Raw genomic sequence first — 15,747 nt, 5'->3', positions numbered from 1 at the left:
TGGAGAGATTTGCGCCGGTCAGCAAGCGGGAGGATTTCGAGATGGGACACAAGGAGTTCATGGCCGAAGCGGTTCGGCTGGCCACAGAGTCCGTCGAGAACGGCTGGGGCGGCCCGTTCGGTGCGGTGATCACCAACGACGGCGAGATCATCGCTCGCGGGCAGAATCGCGTACTCCTCACGGCCGATCCGACCGCGCACGGCGAAGTGGAAGCCATCCGCAAGGCCGTTCAGGTGTTCAATCCCGAGGCGCCCAGCATCTCCGAGGAGCACCAGAACGAGTACACCCTGGAGTTGGTGCCTCGGCCTGAGGGCTCCCCCGACCTCGTGCCGGAGCGCGCTCGCATGCTGCAGGGGTGCGCGATCTACACCAGTGGCGCCCCCTGTCCGATGTGCATGAGCGCCATCTACTGGGCTCGGATAGGCACCGTCTACTACAGCTGCGACTGGAAGGCCACTCAGGAGATCGGCTTCGACGACGCCTTCCAGTACGAGGACTTCGCGAAGCCCCCGGACCATCGGAGCATCACTCTCGAGCAGCTCCACCCCGAGCTGGGCGCCACGTCGTACGAGGCATGGGCGAAAAAGCCGAACAATCACCCGTACTGACGCGGAGTCCCTGAACTGCTCCCTGGCCGGCATCGTCTTGGAATTGCCCGGCCGCAGGGGCGCGGGGCAGGAAGGGGAACGCGATGGAGCTGTTCCCGCCGATACCGCTCGCGGAGTGGCAGGACACCAAGGAAACGCTGCACCGATTCGCGCAAGTCGTCGGCAAGATCCGCCTCTCCGCGAGTGCCCGGCGCAACCACTGGTGGAACGTTCCGTTCCATCTCACCGGACGCGGCATCACCACACGTCCGATGGGACAGGTCGACGGAAATCCGGTCTTCACCATCGACTTCGACTTCGTCGACCATCAACTGGTCGTCGCGACCTTGGACGGCAGAGCGTCCCTCCCGCTTGAGGGCCAGTCCGTGGCGTCCTTCCACAGCAACGCCCTTGACGCTCTGGCCCAACTGGGCGTCCGGGCGCGCATCGCCATTCCCAGGCCGTACGACCTGCCCGATGCCGACCGACCGTTCGCCGAGGACACCGAGCATGCGGCCTACGATCCTGTGCTGGCCAACCGCTACTGGCAGGTCCTCAGCCAAGTGGCGTTGGTGCTGGAGGAATTCGCAGCCGGCTTTTCGGGAAAAGCCAGCCCCGTACACCATTTCTGGCACACCTTCGACATCGCCCACAGCCGGTTCTCAGGGCGTCACATCGACCAGCCGCCGCAGGTCGATCCAGTGACGCGGGAGGCATACTCCCGAGAATTGATCAGCTTCGGATTCTGGTTCGGTGACGATACGTTCGCCGAGCCCGCTTTCTACTCCTACACCGCCCCCGAGCCTGCGGCACTGACCGGGGAGCCGCTCAAGCCCGCTGCAGCACACTGGGTTTCACGCAATGACACCCACCTGGCCGTGCTGCCCTACGACGCGGCCCGCGCCGAAAACGATCCTCGTGCCGCCGTACTCGACTTCTATGAGAGCGCGTACCAGGCCGGATCCCGACGCGCCGGCTGGGACACCGCCGCTTTCGCCTCTCCGGACGGGATCACGGACCCACATCTGCCGGTCCCGCGTCGCTGATTTCCGAACGAACGGATTCCGAACGAGCTGATTCCGAACGAGCTGATTCCGAACGAGCGACGGCAGGCCGAGTGAACCCCAACAGCAACGTCAGTGCACGTGGTGCTGCCAGTCCGCGGGCACCTTGCCCCGCGGGCCCGGGGTCGGCTGGGAGGTCGGGTGCGAGGCGGGTGGGAGCAGCTGCGGGCCCTCGTAGTACTCCCCGGTCTCGATGTTCCAGAACCAGCTCTCTCCCGGCTCGAAGCTGGTGAGGAAGGGGTGTCCCGCCTCGCGCGCATGCTTCGTACCGTGCTGCGAGGGTGAGGAATCGCAGCATCCGATGTGCCCGCACGCGGCGCAGCGCCGAAGGTGCAACCACCATCCCGGACCGTCGCCCGCCAGACACTCCACGCAGCCGTCTCCGCTCGGAGTCGCAGTTGGATCTATACCTGGGATCTGGTCATGTGCCATTTGGCATGCCTCTCTGAGTGAGGCCGGGCAAGTGTCCTTGGGGACCCGTTCGGCGTGCTGAGGTCAGTGACCTGCCCTTCTTGCATCGTAACGGGCCAGTCAGCACGGAGCGCGTCCGGGCGTCCCGCCCGGGGACCAGCTGAGGACCGCGCCGCAGCCGTCGCAGAAGGACTGCCCAAGGGCGGGGCAGACCGGCCGGCGGGGCCGTCGCTGTCCCGGTGCCGCAGCCGCAGCCGCCTGCGAGGCCGGCCGCACACCACCACTGCCCCGCGGGCGCGGCTCGGCGTGCGCCCAGGAGGGTCCGAGGCAGATGAAAGGCGCCCGACCGAGCATCCCCGGCCGAGCGCCTCCCTCGTTTTCAGCCCTGCAGTCGGCCGACCTGTCTCAGCAGTTCAGGCCACTGCTCCTCCGGCTCGGAGCCGGTCAGTCGCAGATACCCAGGCCCCGACACCCACTCCAGGAAGAAGGTGGTGAAGTCGTCCGCGATCGTCTCGAAGACGGACGACATCCACCATTCGACCCCGGTGTCGGGGAAGTACCAGACCGAACCGGTCGACCGGTTGAGGAAGAACGGCTCGTCGGAGATGACTCCCGGGCAGAACCATTCCTCACGACCCAGTGCCACCGCGGCTCCGTCGACCGGGTCCGCGTAGAACTGCATGCTGTCGACCGTGGCAGCGTTGAGGAGCGTAACGTCTCCGCAGGTCGCGCCGTCGGTCGCCGAGAGGAACTCCTGGATCGGGCCCGGTAGCCCGGTCCCGATGTCTTCGGGCCGAGCCCCGGCGGGCAGCGAGTTCAGCATGCGCCACTCGTCGCGCGTGGCAATGGTGGAGCGCAACTCCTCCACCACCCGCCGGAGTTCGGCATTCACCGTGTGCTCCCCACCATTCGATCTTGATCTTGATCGGAGTGAAGTCGTCCAGGTTCTTGATCTGCGGCCAGATCTGCTGAGTCCCGATGTGCCAGTTGGTGAACCGGTCCAGCATCTTGAGATTACCGGCGGCCCGGACCGGCGTGGCCTGGCGATCGCGGTCGCGGTGCTGCTCGCCTGCGGCGAGCTCATCGGCTACGGAATCCTCAACACCCCCGACAAGCCGAAGGCCCGCGCCGTCCCGACCGCCGAGGTGACCTACGAGGTCACCGGGACCGGCACGGCCGAGATCTCGTACCTCGCACGCAGCGAGTCCGGCAAGGCGACGGTGTAGAAGAGCGTCGCACTGCCCTGGAGCTGCACGCTCGCCATCCGCACCAAGCATGTGCAACTCGCCACCGCCTCCGGCAGCTTCGGGCGGGCGGCTTGCACAGGACGGCTGCATGAGCCGACCGCGGCATCCGCCGCACGGCGGGACCGAGCGGGGGTCAGTTGGTGGGCTGGGCAGCCTTCCAGGCGCGGTAGTGGACGTCGATCGCGTCGGTGAGCGAGGCGTGGCGCGGCGTCCAGCCGAGGAGGCGGTGAGCCTTGGCGCTGGTGACGAGTTCGTCCTGGTCGGCGGCCATCTGCATCATGCCGCCGGCCTCGGCGCTCTCCAGGGTGATCTCGCCAGTGAAGCCGGCCGCGCGGACGGCAGTGTGCTGGACGTCCAGGGCGCGCAGGCGCTGCTCGTCGGCGACGACGAAGGTCTCGCCGTCGACGGCAGCGGGGTTGTCGAGGATGCGGACGTACGCCTGGGCGAGGTCGTCGACGTGGACCCAGCTCCATCGCTTTTCGGTGTCTCCATAGAAGACGGGGTGGCCGGCCTCGGCGGCAGCGAACCATTGGCCGGTCATCGACGTCGTGGCGGGCCCGCCGTACATGAAGCCGGGCCGAACGACGGTGTGGGCGAGGCCGGTGGCGGCGAGTTCCTTCTCCAGCTGGAAGCGGAAGCCGATGGGGCTGTCGGGGTTGCCGGGGGTGTTCTCGTCCATGAGGGAAAGGCCGGTGCGGCCGTAGGAGGAGATGCCGGTGGTGAACACCAGGTGCCGGCGGTGCCCGTCGTGCTCCTGCGCGGCGTGGAGTTCGGCGAACAGGCCCTGGTCGGCACCGAAGGGGTCGCTTATGTCCATGAGCAGGTGCACGACGGCGTCCACGCCGTCCAGGTGACCGCGCCAGGTGTCGGGCTTGGCGAAGTCGCCTTCGACGGGGGTGACTTCGGCCAGGGTCAGGGCGCGGGCCGCCTCGGAAGTCGTGTCGCGGGCCAGGCCGTAGACCGTGTGGCCCGCGCGGGCCAGGGCGGCGGAGACTCGGGAGCCGGCGTAGCCGGTGGCTCCGGTGACGAGGATCTTCATGGTGGTTCTCCAGGTGGATGCGGGCCGGGCTCGACCGGCTTGTTGTTTGCCCAAGCAATATCTCGGCCGTCATGGGCGCGTCGCGAGACGGAGAGAAGCGTCAGGCTGCGGTGTCGGTGGTGAAGAAGCGGGCGAGGCGCTCGGCGAGCCAGTCGGGGTTGTCGGCGCCGAGGGTGTGACCGGCCGCGGGCACGATATCGGCGCGCACGTCGGTGGCGGCCTGGCGGGCGCCGTCGAGCAGGATCTGCTGGGGCAGGCCGTGTTCGCCGTTGAGGACCAGGACCGGCATCGCGAGGCGGGCGGCAGCCCGTGCGGCGCGGCCGTCCTCGGTGAGGGTGGCGTAGTGCTCGAACCCGCCGCGCATCCCGTCGGGCGCCCGGTAGGCGCGCAGCAGTTCCGCCCGGTCCTGCTCGGTCACTCCGCCGGCGGTCATCATCGCCCAGTAACCGCCGAGGTACTCCTCCTCCTTTCCGGCGGTGAGCATGGCCGCGAGGTCGACCTGGGCATGGAAGCCGAAGTGCCAGGACCCGCCGGTCGCGGGGTTCATGTGCTCCTCCAGGCCGAAGCCGGGCAGGAACGCCTCGCTGAGCACCAGGCGGCGCATCTCACCGGGATGGGCCAGGGCCCAGGCGTGGGCGACCATGGCGCCGATGTCGGTGCCGACCACGTTCACCTCGGCGAGCCCGAGGTGGTGCACGAGATGGTGCAGGTCCTCAGCCTCCTCGCGTTTGGTGTAGCGGCCGACGGGCTTGGCGGAATCGCCCGAGCCTCGCAGGTCGGGGGCGATCACGGTGAAACCCGCCCGGGCCAGCGGCTGCATCAGCGCCCGCCACTCGACCCAGGTGAACGGCCACCCGTGCAGGAGCACGATGGCCGGGCCGTGTCCGCCCGTCACGTAGTGCAGGCGCACGCCACCGGCGTCCGCGTACTGGTGGGCGAAGCCGTCCAGGCCCGCTGCCGCACTCCCGGGAGCGGGTGGCGGCGGCGCGGGTGCGGCTGTGTTCACGAGGTCCTCCGTTGGGTCGGGCCGGTGCGGCACCCCCGCACCAGGTCAGATACTTGCCTAGGCAAGTAGTAACATCGATTTTCTTGCCTAGTCAAATAAAGTCGGGCATGGTGTGACCGTGAACGACACCGCTCCGCTCAACCCCGCCGAGATGCTGCTGTGGCAGTCCCTCGGCCGCCTGATCCACGCCCTGCCCCGGGTGCTGGAGGACGACATGAGCCGCGCCGGTGGGATGTCCATGACCGAGTTCGCCGTCCTGCTCACCCTCAGCCGAGCCCCCGACCATCGGCTGCGCATGTCCGAACTGGCCACTGCCACCGGGCTGACCCCCTCGCGCATCACCCGCGTCGTCGACACCCTGCGCAGCCACGGCCTGGTCACCAAGGAACGTCACGGCACCGACGCACGCGGCAACGACACCGTCCTCACCGACGCCGGCCAGGCCCGCGTCGAAGCGGCACAGCCCGCCCACCTCGCCAGCGCCAGGCGCCGCGTCCTCGACCACGTTCCGGCCGACCTGGTCCCCACCGTCGCCGACGTCCTGCAAGCCCTCACCGAGGCCACGATCAACCCGCGCAACTGCCCCGACGCCGAGACCGCCGAGAGCACCGCCTGACCCGCAGTGGCTCCAGCTGACGTCACCCCATGCTTGCCGAAACGGCAACGAACGTTGCCACCCCGTTCGTGCGAGTCGCAGGGTGGCGGCATGACTGAGATGAACAAGCGAGACTTCGCTGATCTCGATGTTGTCGTGGTCGGGGGTGGTGTGGCTGGTCTGTCGGCTGCGCTGACTCTGACTCGGGCCCGGCGTTCGGTGCTTGTGGTCGACTCCGGAGAGCCGCGCAACGCTCCCGCTGCCGGGGTTCACGGGTTCCTGTCCCGCGACGGCCTCGCGCCGGGCGAGCTGTTGCGGGTGGGCAAGGACGAGGTCACCGGTTATGGCGGGCGGATCGTGGCGGACCTGGTCACAAGCGCCCGTCGTACCGGCGAGCGCTTCGTCGTGGACACCGAGGGTGGCGAGAGCTATGGCGCGCGGCGTCTGCTGGTGACCACGGGGCTGGTCGACGAGCTTCCCGACGTTCCTGGCGTGCGTGAGCGGTGGGGCCGTGACGTGCTGCACTGCCCGTACTGCCATGGCTGGGAGGTGCGCGACGCGCCGATCGGCGTGCTGGCGACCGGTCCGGGGGCAGTGCACCAGGCGCTGTTGTTCCGGCAGTGGTCGCCGGATGTGACCGTGTTCCTGCACACCGCGGGCGAACTGACCGAGGAACAGTGGGAGCAGCTGGCCGCCCGCGGTATCGCCGTGGTTGACGGCGAGGTGGTCGGTCTCGATGTCGACGACGACCGCCTCTGCGGTGTACGGCTGGCTTCGGGTACGTGTGTGCCGGTGCGGGCTCTTGCTGTGGGGCCGCGATTCGAGGCGCGCGGTGAGGTGCTTTCGGGGCTTGGCCTGACGACCGTGGAACACCCCTTGGGCGTGGGCAGTTACGTGGAGTCCGACGCGAGCGGGTTCACCGGGGTCGCGGGCGTGCGGGTGGCGGGCAATGTCACCGACCTCATGGCCGGCATCGCGGTGGCCGCGGCGTCCGGAGTACAGGCCGCAGTGGCGATCAACGCCGACCTCGTGGCCGCCGATACCGCGGCGGCATTGGCCCACCGCTCGGCAGCGCAGGCCCAGCAGGCATTCAACCCGGCCGCGGAAGCCGCCAACTGTGAGCGGGTCCTCGGCGAACGCCGCCACGGAATCGAGACCGTGATCAGTCCCGGGCACCGCTCGCACGACTGACCCGTCTCGCGCAGTGACCCGTGAGCGCCATCCGGGCGCGAGGGCCTGCGGCAGATTCGCGTCCCCGGCGAGGTCGAGGAGGACGAAGCGACCCCGGGGCAGCAGTTCGTAGACGCGTATCGCCTCCGAACCGGCGGCGGTCAGACCTATGTCGGGCACCCGCCGTCCCACCAGCGGGTCAGCGTCGGCGGTCACGGGCGGGTAGGAGGTGCTCAGCGCGGAGACCCGTCCCTCGAGCAGCCGGTTGACGTCCTCCAGGGACAGGAGTTCGTCGAGGAGCCTGCGCAGGGCGACGGCGGGCAGCTGGTATTGCGGTACGAGGGGCAGCTCGGCGAGCAGGGTCTGGACCTCGGTGTTCTCGGTGACTGCCTGCCCGACGGGGCGGCGTTCGGCGTCGTACGTGTCGAGGAGCCCGGGCGGAGCCCAGCCGTTGACCGTGGCGGCCAGCTTCCAGCCCAGATTCATGGCGTCCTGGAGGCCTGTGTTCAGTCCCTGGCCGGCCGCGGGGAAGTGAATGTGGGCGGCGTCCCCGGCGAGCAGGATGCAGCCGGACCGATAGGCGGCGACGAGGCGGGTGGCATTGCCGAAGCGCGAAAGCCAGCGAGGCTGCGCGACCCGCAGTCGGAGCCGCAGATCCACGTCAGCGAGGTACGGAACTCCTCCAAAGTCACCGGCTGCCCGGCCGGGATCCGCATCCGCTCCGGATCGATGCAGACGAACCGGGTGAGCCAGCCCTCCAGCGGTACGACGAGCACGCCACGGGCCCGTGCGGCAGCAATGACGGCAAGGATCTGCGTCGACGTCCGCAAAGTCCCCGAGCATGCCGGTCAGTGTCTCGTCGGTGCCGGGGAAGCCGATGCCGGCGGCCTGCCGCACCAGGCTGCGCCCGCCGTCGCAGCCGACCGCGTACTGCGCCCGTACGGTGTCGCGGCTCGGTACGCCGCTCCACGATCCGGGTCCGTACGCCCGCCAGCGCCAGCTCGCAGGCGAGCATCAGCCCGGTCGGGCCCGCCCCCCACGACAAGCACGTCGGTGTCCATCAAGTGACCTCCATTATTTAGTGAACATCGTTCACGTGAACGATGTTCACTACAGTGGCGCGCATGAGCAACCCGTCAACCCGCACACGTGGGCGCCCCGCACGACTGGACCAGGCGCGGACCGTCGAGACAGCCCTGGACCTGCTGGACGAAGCCGGGCTCGACGCGCTGACCATGCGGCGTCTGGCTGATGCGATGGGCGTCCAAGCCGGCGCGCTGTACCGCTACTTCGCCACCAAGCAGGAGTTGCTGACCGCGATGGCGGAGCGGATGCTGTCCGACGCGGGCGCACCCAGAGGCCCCGTGGGCGAAGACTGGAGCGAACAGCTGGCCGGCCTGGCCAGAGCGATGCGTACAGCGCTGCTCGCCCATCGCGACGGCGCCCGCGTCTTCGCCGGCACGCACTCGACCGGGGCGTACACCCTGCACTTCGCCGACACCGTGATCGGCGTCCTGCGTGAGGCCGGCTTCGACGATGCGGACGCGGCACGCGCCCTGATGGCGGTGGCCAATTTCACCGTCGGCCACACCCTGGAAGAGCAAGCCGCTTTGGAACCGGGCGCAGAGGCCCCCGCCGACCCGGGTCGCCTGGGTGACGCCGTGGCGGCCGGGTCGTACCCGCACCTCACGGCCACCCTGCCCGTGCTCACCAGCACGGACTTCACCGCCCACTTCGAGTTCGGCCTGCGCCTGCTCATCGAGGGGCTGCACGCCCTGCGACAGCAGCGCTGACCTCCGACTTCACGCCCGTCCGGAATGTTGTTCAGCGGGGTGGTGTGCAGCGCCCTCGGCAGGGTCACAGATTCGGCACTGGGGCTGCCCGGCTCGGCATGGCAGATGACGAGTTGCAGCCCGGACACGCCCCGTACATCGAAGGCGTGGTACGCCAGCATCAGCCGCCCGACCTGCGGAAGGTTGAACTCCTTCGTCTGCCGGGCCTTGCCCCGCACGGTGTGGGAGTCCCAGAGCCGGGCGAAGTCGGCACTACCGTCGGCCGGCATGCCCAGGAGCGCCCGCAGCCGTGCGGGGTGCGGCGCAAAGCCGGTGGAGTCGGCCCTGGAGTGCCGGCTCGGACACCTGGGAGCAAGTAACCCGCCGATAGGTTCCGGAGGTTCACCTACGGCGGCGGGCGGCCGGTGCGCGCTCGGCGACGTGCTGGGCGACCGCGTCGAGTCCCCGCGGCCCGTTGGGTGCAGGGCGAACGCGCGCCGCGGAGGCACGAACCGCGCCAGGCGCGGGCACTGGCGCAAACACGGGCGCGGGCGCAGGCACCCGCACCCGTGCCGGCGGCAGGGGTCGGGCTGGATGCCGGCCGTCGTCCAGGAGGCGGCTACCTCAGGAGCCATTTTCTGGTCAGCTCCATCACCTCAGCGCGGCTGTGACCGCCGTGGTCGGCGGCGATGAAGTGGTAGCCGATCCGCAGTGAGAAGGCGAGCATGCAGCGGACCTCGACGTCGTCCTCGTCGGCGCAGAAGGAGCCGAAGAGTGAGCGCAGGTACTCCATTCGCCGGTTGTCGACGCGCCGGAGTCGCTGCGCGACAGCCTCGTCGCGCCGGGCCCAGTCGCGGATCGCGAGGTCGGCCGCGACGCCCGTCATCGGCCCGTCGCCCGACGAAGCGATCGTGAACAACCGCTCCAGCTTGGCCCGGGCGTCTCCCCCGCCGCTCTCGACACGCTCGATCACCGCCTCGGTGACCTCGCGCTCCCACGTGTCGAGCATCTCGGTGAGCAGCGCGGCCCGATTGCCGAAGTACCCGTAGAAGCCGCCCTTGCTGACGCCGAGCGCCTGCGCCAGCGGCTCGATCCGGACGGCCTCCGGGCCGCCGGCGGAGAGCGCCCGCAGCCCCTCCTCGATCCATTTGCCGCGAGGCGTGCGGGTCACGCCCATGATGTGTCTCCCCTCACGCCTCCCCCCATCTATACGGTGCCGTATAGATGGGTGCTAGTCTCGATCTATACGCCATCGTATAGATCGGGGCCCACTCATGAGACTCCCCAGAACCGCGCACACTTCCCGTCCCTGGCGGATCCACGAGATCGCCGGCGACTTCCACGTCGAGGACGTGTGGGCACTACCGACACCAGGCGGTCCCGACGACCTCGCGCGACTGGTGCGCCAGTTCACGAACGGCGACCCGGCACACGCGTCACACATCTCCTCCCCTGTGCCGCGCATGCTCTTCGCGGTCCGTTGGAAGCTCGGGGAACTGCTCGGCTGGGACAAGCCCGGCGCCGGCATCGGCGCCCGCGTGCGGACCCTGCGGGACCGGTTGCCGGCGGACCTCCGAGACGGTCCCCGGGGGCCCGACCCTGCCGCGCTTCCGTTCACCTCCGTCTACCAGACGGACGACGAGTGGGTGGCCGAGATGGCCAACCGGACCGTGCACGGAGTGATGCACATCGGCTGGGTCCCGGACGGGGCCGGCGGTTACCGCGGCCAGATGGCTGTCCTGGTGAAGCCGAACGGGCTGTTCGGCGCCGCGTACATGGCAGCCATCAAGCCCTTCCGGTACCTGGGGGTGTATTCGGCGATGCTTCGAGCGATCGGACGCAAGTGGCAGGCGAGTGCCGGCGAAAGGAGCAAGGGCTGACCGGATCCGGCGGAGGGCCATCTCGGCCATCCGGCGTGGCCCCTCCGATCAAGCGCCCGTCCGACACGCTCGCGCGGTTCGCTACGTACCTGCGTCGACTCCTGGGCGGCGCCGCCGCCGGCGAACGGCGGGCCTTTGCCGCCGTTCGACGACCGAGAAGCCGTCGAGAACGGCGACTGCGGTGACTACGTCCCGAACCGCTCCCAGGAGCCCCCGACCCGTCGCGGAAGCGCTCGCAAACCCCTCTCGCCCGGTACCTACGACGACGGGCCCTCGCCCTGTGGTGGAGGCAACGGATCAACGCGCATCGCGGCAGTTGCGGACGTTTCAAAGACCCGCTCAGGGCGGCCCCGGATGGGTCGCCCGTCTCGACTCGTACCAGGTGTCGCCCACTGGCTCGGACGCCATGTTCCAACTCCAAGAGATCGACGGGGTGATGCCCAGGTAGAAGCCGGGACCCACCATTCCCGTCCGCTCGACGGGACCGGCCGCGTCGCCGTAGACCCGAATGCCACGTGCGATGAACGGGTCGAACGAAACCAAGTCATCGACTACCAGCGCGACCTTGTGGTTTCCGGCCTGGATGTTCCGGAACTTCCGGGTGCGGAGCACTGAGTCGCCCGAGCCTCCCACCCAGAAGACCGTGCCGTCGAACTCGAATCCAACCGGAACAACGTCAGGCTGCGCTTCAGGACCGATACTCGCGAGGCGTGCAATCGGCTGAGATCGCAGGTAGGCGATCTCCTCGTCTGTGAAGGACATGGAACCCCTCGTGCGGTCGACAGCCTCGGACGACGGGCAAGTCCTCGAAGTCTTGCAGAACGTCCCGATGTCAGCATGTCCGTGAATGTCTGGGCGGCCAGGGGCTTTCACGTGGTTGCCGACCAGCCCGCAGCGCCGCGTGCGCCGCGACGTAGCACCGCTCGTCCCTGGTATGGCGGAAGGCCGCGGGACGCCGACACTCCTCCGGTCCAGGACATGAGGGCCAGGGCAGCAGCGCCGGCCCTCCCCCTGGCTCCACGCGTCCACGAGCCACAGCACCAAACCGCCGGGCGCGCTGGAGGCCGCGGGCTCCCTGGCCACGCTCCGAAGTCGAAGTCCGTCGCTTGGGCTGCGGTGATGGTCACATCGGTCATGCACGAGTCCCGCTTTGGCGCTCACGGCCAGGCCGAGGCCAGATACAAGGCCGTTGAATACGGCTTGCGGTCTTTCACCATCGACGCAGCGGCGCCATGTCCCTCGATGAGCGTCCGCTCGGGGTAGTGGACCTGCTGGCCGAGCAGTCCCGTACGAGCATGGCGATTGGGTCCAACATCACAGCCCTCCCCTTGGTCGTCATCACGCCCCGTATCGCATAGCCGTCTTGATTCAACTCGGTGTCCCTGCCGCAGGTTCCAAGGCGTCCACTGCGTACCGCGAGGCGTCCCCAATCCCACGGTGCGGCGTTTGCGGTAGCAGGCAGGGCACTGTGCCAGCGACCTCGTTGAGCGGCGGGGTCGGCAGAAGTTCCTAGGCGTCCGGCTTCGTGCCGCCCGGCGTGGCCAAGTCGCGCAGGAGCGCTTCCGTCGCCTCGTCCATCGGGAAGAACGTCTCCACCGCGAGTTCGGAGAGTGTCACGTCCGCGGGGGCGCCGAAGGTCGCGATAACGCTGAAGAGGGACATGTCCCCGTACGGCGTGCGGACCCTCAGTGGGACCACGAAGCCCATCGGGTCCACCGGGCCGGGCGCGAGGGCGAGGCCCGGCGGGGCGGGATAGGCTGAGACCTCGTCGTACAGCTCGCGCAGATCGCGGTGGCCGGTGGCGTTGACCTGGTGCTGGAGGCGGCCGAGGGCGTGGGCGCGGACCTCGGCAAAGTTCAGGCACTGGGGCGCCAGGCCGTCGGGGTGCAGGATCAGCCGCATGACGTTCGCGCCCGAGTCCGTCAGGTGCGGCGCAACCATGTTGAGCAGCACGGACATGGCCCGATTGCAGTCGACGACGTCCCAGATCCGGTCGATCGCGGCGGCCGGGTAGGGGTCGTGGCCTGCCAGCATGGTCGTCAGCGCCGTACGCACCATGGCCATCCGGTCGCTGCCCAGGGAGCTCTCCCGGTAGGCGGGGGCGTAGCCGGCGGCAAGCAGCAGGCCGTTGCGGTCGCGCAGGGGCACCTCGAGGTGTTCGGCGAGCCGGAGCACCATCTCCCGGCTGGGCCGGGCGCGGCCGGTCTCCACACAGGACAGATGCCGGGTCGAGGTGTCCGCCTTCAGCGCGAGATCCAGCTGGCTGAGCTTCTTGCGCTGCCGCCAGTCCCGCAGTAACACCCCGACGCGGGGCAGGTCTTCCGTCTCCATGCGAATCTCCTATGTCAAGCCGCGGCGGCGAAGTAAGCGTCCGCCGTGTGGGCTTGGGGTTGCTGGTCTTGGAGCAGGCGGCGGTAGACGACGTCGGAGAGATGCCGCTTGAGGACGCGCAACGCCTCGGACTTGGTCTTGCCGGCCGCGCGCAGCCGACCGTGCACCGCCCAAGACGGTGAGGCGAGAGCCAGCTTCACACTGATTCCACCGTAGCCGCCGTCGTGAGCAGTGCCATGACCTCGGAGGTCATGGAGTCCGCGACCTGGTGCGTGTCACGGTGGGATCACCCCCCGACGGCGAGAAGGAGTCCTGAGATGACGCACACCCTGGCCACGACCGACACGGCGGCGCCCTCGCGCGACACGGCCCGGCTGCTGCGCCTGGTGCTGCGCGTCGACAGTGTCAGCACCGCCGTGATGGGGGTCGTGCTGATCGCGGCCGCCGGGCCGCTCGGTTCCGCCACCGGGATGCCGGTGCCGTTCTCCGTCGGGTTCGGGATCTACCAGCTCGGCGGGGCGGCGGCACTCGCGCTGGTCGCGGGGTATCCGGTGATCCCGCCCGGTCTCGTGTGGGCCGTGATCGCGGTGAACGCGCTGTCCGCCGTCGCCAGTGTCGTGCTGGCCTTCGGCGGCATGGTGCCGCTCACCGGCTTCGGCACCGTCTTCATGCTGATCGGCGCGCTGATCGTGACCGTCTACGCGGCGCTGGAGTACGCCGGTCTGCGGCGCATGACCACTGTGGGCTGACCCGCCCCGTACGAAGTCGCTTCCACGAAGTCGCCTCCGCCCAGGGCGGGTTCCTCCGGCGCCGGCTCGGCGCGACGTCAGTCGCGCGGGGCGCGGGCGCGCATGTAGACGATCGGAGTGGGCAGCGTGATGATCCCGTCCGCGCCGCGCAGGACGTCGAGCCGCCGAGCCACCTCGTCGGCGAGTTCCTTGCTCTCCTGCTCGGAGAGCCTGTCCCAGAGCCTGCGCATGCCGTGCGAGCGGGTCCACTCCACCCACTGGGCGCCGGAGCCGACGGTGATGAGCAGGTCCTCCTCCACTGCCTCCACATCGACGAAACCGGCGCCGGTCAGGGTGGCCTCGACGGCCTCGGGGTCACCAGCCAGTTGTTATGGATGTTGGTGAAGGGACAGTCGTAGGCGTCACCCTGCTTGGGCTGCGTCATGTGCGGCAGCAGCAGGTCGTGGACGTCATCGGGGAGGAAGCCCCACTTGCCGGTGGCGGTCGGGAAGAACGACGGGGCGCTGGCGATATCGCCCGTAACGCCCACACCGCACATAGTGCGCACACATAAAATCGCAGGTCAGGATCCCTTAGCGACCGGTTCCAAAATCGCCACGCACTCCACATGATGCGTCATCGGAAACAGATCGAACGCCCGCAGCGTCCGCGGCTTGTAGCCCGCGTCCCCGAAGTACGCCAGGTCCCGCGCCAGTGCCGCCGGGTCGCAGGCCACGTACGCGATGCGTCGGGCGCCCAGGCCCGCCAGGTGGTTCACCGTCTGCTTGCCCGCCCCCGCGCGCGGCGGGTCGAGGACGATCAGGTCCACCTCGGTGATCTTGGTGCGCGGCAGGACCTGCTCGACCTTGCCGTGTTCGATGCGTACGCGCTCGAAGTCCTGGAGGTTGTGGCGGGCGTCCTCGACGGCGCGCTTGGTCGATTCGATGCCGAGTACCGCGCCCTTCTCGCCCACCCGGTCGGCGATCGCGCCCGCGAACAGGCCCACGCCGCAGTACAGATCGAGCGCCATGTCGCCCTTGCGCGGCAGCAGCCCCTGCATCACGGCCTTGACCAGGATGTCCGCGGCCTGCGGGTGGACCTGCCAGAAGCCGCCCATGCCGACGCGGTACGTCCGGTCGTCGGCCCTCTCCCTCACGAAGGCGCGGCCGTGTACCCGGTGCACCCCGCCGTCGTTCTCGTCGACCCGCAACACCGAGACAGGCTTGTCCAGTTCGACCAGCGGCAGCCGGCCTCCCGGGCGCGGGGTGAGGATGACCTGGCGGTCATTCGAACCCGTCGCCGCGATCGCCTCGACCGTGGCCATCTGCGGCCAGTCCTGCTTCTCGATGCCGAGTTCGGTGACGCCGGGCGCGGCGATCATGCAGTGGTCGATCGGCTGAACGTCGTGCGAGCGGTGCTTGCGCAGGCCCGCCCGGCCCTCCGTGTCGATCGCGTACTGCACGCGCGTGCGCCACGCGGGCACCTCGCCCGCGGGCAGCTTGTCCCCCGGCGCCGGCATGACCGTGCCGTCCCAGCCGGCTTCCTCGGGCGTGAGGCCCGCGAGCCGCTGCAGCTGCTCGGCGATCACCTCGCCCTTGAACCGCCGCTGTGCGCCCGGCTTGGCGTGCTGCCAGTCGCAGCCACCGCAATTGCCCGGACCCGAGTAGGGGCAGGGGGCCTCGACGCGGTCCTTGGACGCCTCGATGATCCGTACGGCGTCGGCCCGCAGGAAGCGGGAGCCCTCTTCGCCCTCGGTGATGCGGGCGACGACCTTCTCACCGGGCAGCGTGTGCCGTACGAACAGCACCCGCCCCTCCTCGGTGCGGGCGATGCAGTGGCCGCCGTGTGCGACGGGGCCCACCTCGACCTCGTACTCCTCCCCGACCAGCGACGACTCGGATGCGTTCTGCATGACGG

General features: G+C 69.3%; 20 protein-coding genes and 2 pseudogenes. 9 read left to right on the top strand and 13 right to left on the bottom strand.

The annotated features are described in order from the left end of the window. The first annotated feature begins 41 nt into the window (after positions 1-41). Positions 42-608 carry a nucleoside deaminase gene (locus ACZ3H8_RS00815; RefSeq protein ID WP_467395881.1) on the top strand — a complete coding sequence of 189 codons (567 nt, stop codon included), beginning with the start codon at positions 42-44 and terminating at the stop codon, positions 606-608. An 83-nt stretch (positions 609-691) separates the two neighbouring features. Then, positions 692-1,633, top strand: a complete 942-nt coding sequence (locus tag ACZ3H8_RS00810; protein WP_467395879.1) for a DUF5996 family protein — start codon at positions 692-694, stop codon at positions 1,631-1,633. 90 nt (positions 1,634-1,723) lie between these two features. On the opposite strand, the gene ACZ3H8_RS00805 is transcribed toward ACZ3H8_RS00810, so the two are convergent. Together ACZ3H8_RS00805 and ACZ3H8_RS00800 are read right to left on the bottom strand one after the other, a co-directional pair. Then, complete coding sequence (locus tag ACZ3H8_RS00805) at positions 1,724-2,083, bottom strand: UBP-type zinc finger domain-containing protein (protein WP_467395877.1); 360 nt, start codon at positions 2,081-2,083, stop codon at positions 1,724-1,726. 358 nt (positions 2,084-2,441) lie between these two features. Next, positions 2,442-2,954: a hypothetical protein gene (locus ACZ3H8_RS00800; protein WP_467395875.1), complete on the bottom strand. Its 513-nt coding sequence runs from the start codon at positions 2,952-2,954 to the stop codon at positions 2,442-2,444. Between the two features lie 88 nt (positions 2,955-3,042). On the opposite strand from ACZ3H8_RS00800, the gene ACZ3H8_RS00795 reads away from it, so the two are divergent. Beyond that, complete coding sequence (locus ACZ3H8_RS00795) at positions 3,043-3,288, top strand: hypothetical protein (protein WP_467395873.1); 246 nt, start codon at positions 3,043-3,045, stop codon at positions 3,286-3,288. Positions 3,289-3,442: 154 nt separating this feature from the next. Here ACZ3H8_RS00795 and ACZ3H8_RS00790 read toward each other — a convergent pair whose 3' ends face one another. Both ACZ3H8_RS00790 and ACZ3H8_RS00785 read right to left on the bottom strand, forming a co-directional pair. Continuing rightward, complete coding sequence (locus tag ACZ3H8_RS00790) at positions 3,443-4,348, bottom strand: NAD-dependent epimerase/dehydratase family protein (protein WP_467395871.1); 906 nt, start codon at positions 4,346-4,348, stop codon at positions 3,443-3,445. A gap of 100 nt (positions 4,349-4,448) precedes the next feature. Next, positions 4,449-5,354, bottom strand: a complete 906-nt coding sequence (locus ACZ3H8_RS00785) for an alpha/beta fold hydrolase (protein WP_467395869.1) — start codon at positions 5,352-5,354, stop codon at positions 4,449-4,451. Positions 5,355-5,472: 118 nt separating this feature from the next. On the opposite strand from ACZ3H8_RS00785, the gene ACZ3H8_RS00780 reads away from it, so the two are divergent. Together ACZ3H8_RS00780 and ACZ3H8_RS00775 are read left to right on the top strand one after the other, a co-directional pair. Beyond that, complete coding sequence (locus ACZ3H8_RS00780; RefSeq protein ID WP_467395867.1) at positions 5,473-5,970, top strand: MarR family winged helix-turn-helix transcriptional regulator; 498 nt, start codon at positions 5,473-5,475, stop codon at positions 5,968-5,970. 90 nt (positions 5,971-6,060) lie between these two features. After that, a complete protein-coding gene (locus tag ACZ3H8_RS00775) occupies positions 6,061-7,140 on the top strand; it encodes an NAD(P)/FAD-dependent oxidoreductase (RefSeq protein ID WP_467395865.1) in 1,080 nt (359 codons plus the stop codon). A gap of 57 nt (positions 7,141-7,197) precedes the next feature. On the opposite strand, the pseudogene ACZ3H8_RS00770 reads toward ACZ3H8_RS00775, so the two are convergent. Beyond that, a pseudogene (locus ACZ3H8_RS00770) lies at positions 7,198-8,016 on the bottom strand (FAD-dependent monooxygenase); the annotation flags it as partial. A gap of 227 nt (positions 8,017-8,243) precedes the next feature. Between ACZ3H8_RS00770 and ACZ3H8_RS00765 the strand changes: the two are divergent. Further along, entirely contained in the window at positions 8,244-8,912 is a 669-nt protein-coding gene (locus ACZ3H8_RS00765; RefSeq protein ID WP_467395863.1) for a TetR/AcrR family transcriptional regulator, read from the top strand. Between the two features lie 80 nt (positions 8,913-8,992). Here ACZ3H8_RS00765 and ACZ3H8_RS00760 read toward each other — a convergent pair. After that, positions 8,993-9,526, bottom strand: a pseudogene (locus tag ACZ3H8_RS00760) (MmyB family transcriptional regulator); the annotation flags it as partial. Next, a complete protein-coding gene (locus ACZ3H8_RS00755) occupies positions 9,511-10,068 on the bottom strand; it encodes a TetR/AcrR family transcriptional regulator (RefSeq protein ID WP_467395861.1) in 558 nt (185 codons plus the stop codon). The pseudogene ACZ3H8_RS00760 and the gene ACZ3H8_RS00755, both read right to left, overlap by 16 nt. 97 nt (positions 10,069-10,165) lie before the next feature. Between ACZ3H8_RS00755 and ACZ3H8_RS00750 the strand changes: the two genes are divergently transcribed. Then, positions 10,166-10,771: a DUF2867 domain-containing protein gene (locus ACZ3H8_RS00750; RefSeq protein WP_467395859.1), complete on the top strand. Its 606-nt coding sequence runs from the start codon at positions 10,166-10,168 to the stop codon at positions 10,769-10,771. 339 nt (positions 10,772-11,110) lie between these two features. Here the strand turns inward: ACZ3H8_RS00750 and ACZ3H8_RS00745 are convergent, their stop codons facing one another. After that, positions 11,111-11,533 (bottom strand): PPOX class F420-dependent oxidoreductase, encoded by a 423-nt coding sequence (locus ACZ3H8_RS00745; RefSeq protein ID WP_467395857.1) that lies wholly within the window; start codon positions 11,531-11,533, stop codon positions 11,111-11,113. Positions 11,534-12,003: 470 nt separating this feature from the next. Here ACZ3H8_RS00745 and ACZ3H8_RS00740 point away from each other — a divergent pair, with 470 nt between their 5' ends. Next, positions 12,004-12,129 carry a hypothetical protein gene (locus tag ACZ3H8_RS00740; RefSeq protein ID WP_467395855.1) on the top strand — a complete coding sequence of 42 codons (126 nt, stop codon included), beginning with the start codon at positions 12,004-12,006 and terminating at the stop codon, positions 12,127-12,129. Positions 12,130-12,280: 151 nt separating this feature from the next. Here the strand turns inward: ACZ3H8_RS00740 and ACZ3H8_RS00735 are convergent, their stop codons facing one another. Continuing rightward, the gene (locus tag ACZ3H8_RS00735) at positions 12,281-13,102 is read right to left on the bottom strand and encodes a helix-turn-helix domain-containing protein (RefSeq protein WP_467395853.1); all 822 of its coding nucleotides are present in this window, start codon (positions 13,100-13,102) and stop codon (positions 12,281-12,283) included. A 14-nt stretch (positions 13,103-13,116) separates the two neighbouring features. After that, on the bottom strand, positions 13,117-13,302 hold the full coding sequence (locus tag ACZ3H8_RS00730) for a hypothetical protein (RefSeq protein ID WP_467395851.1): 186 nt from the start codon (positions 13,300-13,302) through the stop codon (positions 13,117-13,119). 117 nt (positions 13,303-13,419) lie between these two features. On the opposite strand from ACZ3H8_RS00730, the gene ACZ3H8_RS00725 reads away from it, so the two are divergent. After that, positions 13,420-13,851 (top strand): hypothetical protein, encoded by a 432-nt coding sequence (locus tag ACZ3H8_RS00725; RefSeq protein ID WP_467395849.1) that lies wholly within the window; start codon positions 13,420-13,422, stop codon positions 13,849-13,851. A 77-nt stretch (positions 13,852-13,928) separates the two neighbouring features. Here ACZ3H8_RS00725 and ACZ3H8_RS00720 read toward each other — a convergent pair whose 3' ends face one another. Genes ACZ3H8_RS00720 through ACZ3H8_RS00710 form a run of 3 tightly spaced genes read right to left on the bottom strand, consistent with a single transcriptional unit; the run spans position 13,929 to position 15,742 of the window. Beyond that, complete coding sequence (locus ACZ3H8_RS00720; RefSeq protein ID WP_467395847.1) at positions 13,929-14,150, bottom strand: hypothetical protein; 222 nt, start codon at positions 14,148-14,150, stop codon at positions 13,929-13,931. 29 nt (positions 14,151-14,179) lie between these two features. Further along, a complete protein-coding gene (locus tag ACZ3H8_RS00715; protein ID WP_467395845.1) occupies positions 14,180-14,380 on the bottom strand; it encodes a hypothetical protein in 201 nt (66 codons plus the stop codon). Between the two features lie 33 nt (positions 14,381-14,413). Further along, positions 14,414-15,742: a class I SAM-dependent RNA methyltransferase gene (locus tag ACZ3H8_RS00710; protein WP_467395843.1), complete on the bottom strand. Its 1,329-nt coding sequence runs from the start codon at positions 15,740-15,742 to the stop codon at positions 14,414-14,416. Positions 15,743-15,747: the final 5 nt, after the last annotated feature.

The organism is Streptomyces sp. NPDC002868, assembly GCF_055563295.1.
This window is presented reverse-complemented; position numbering and strand designations above follow the sequence as displayed.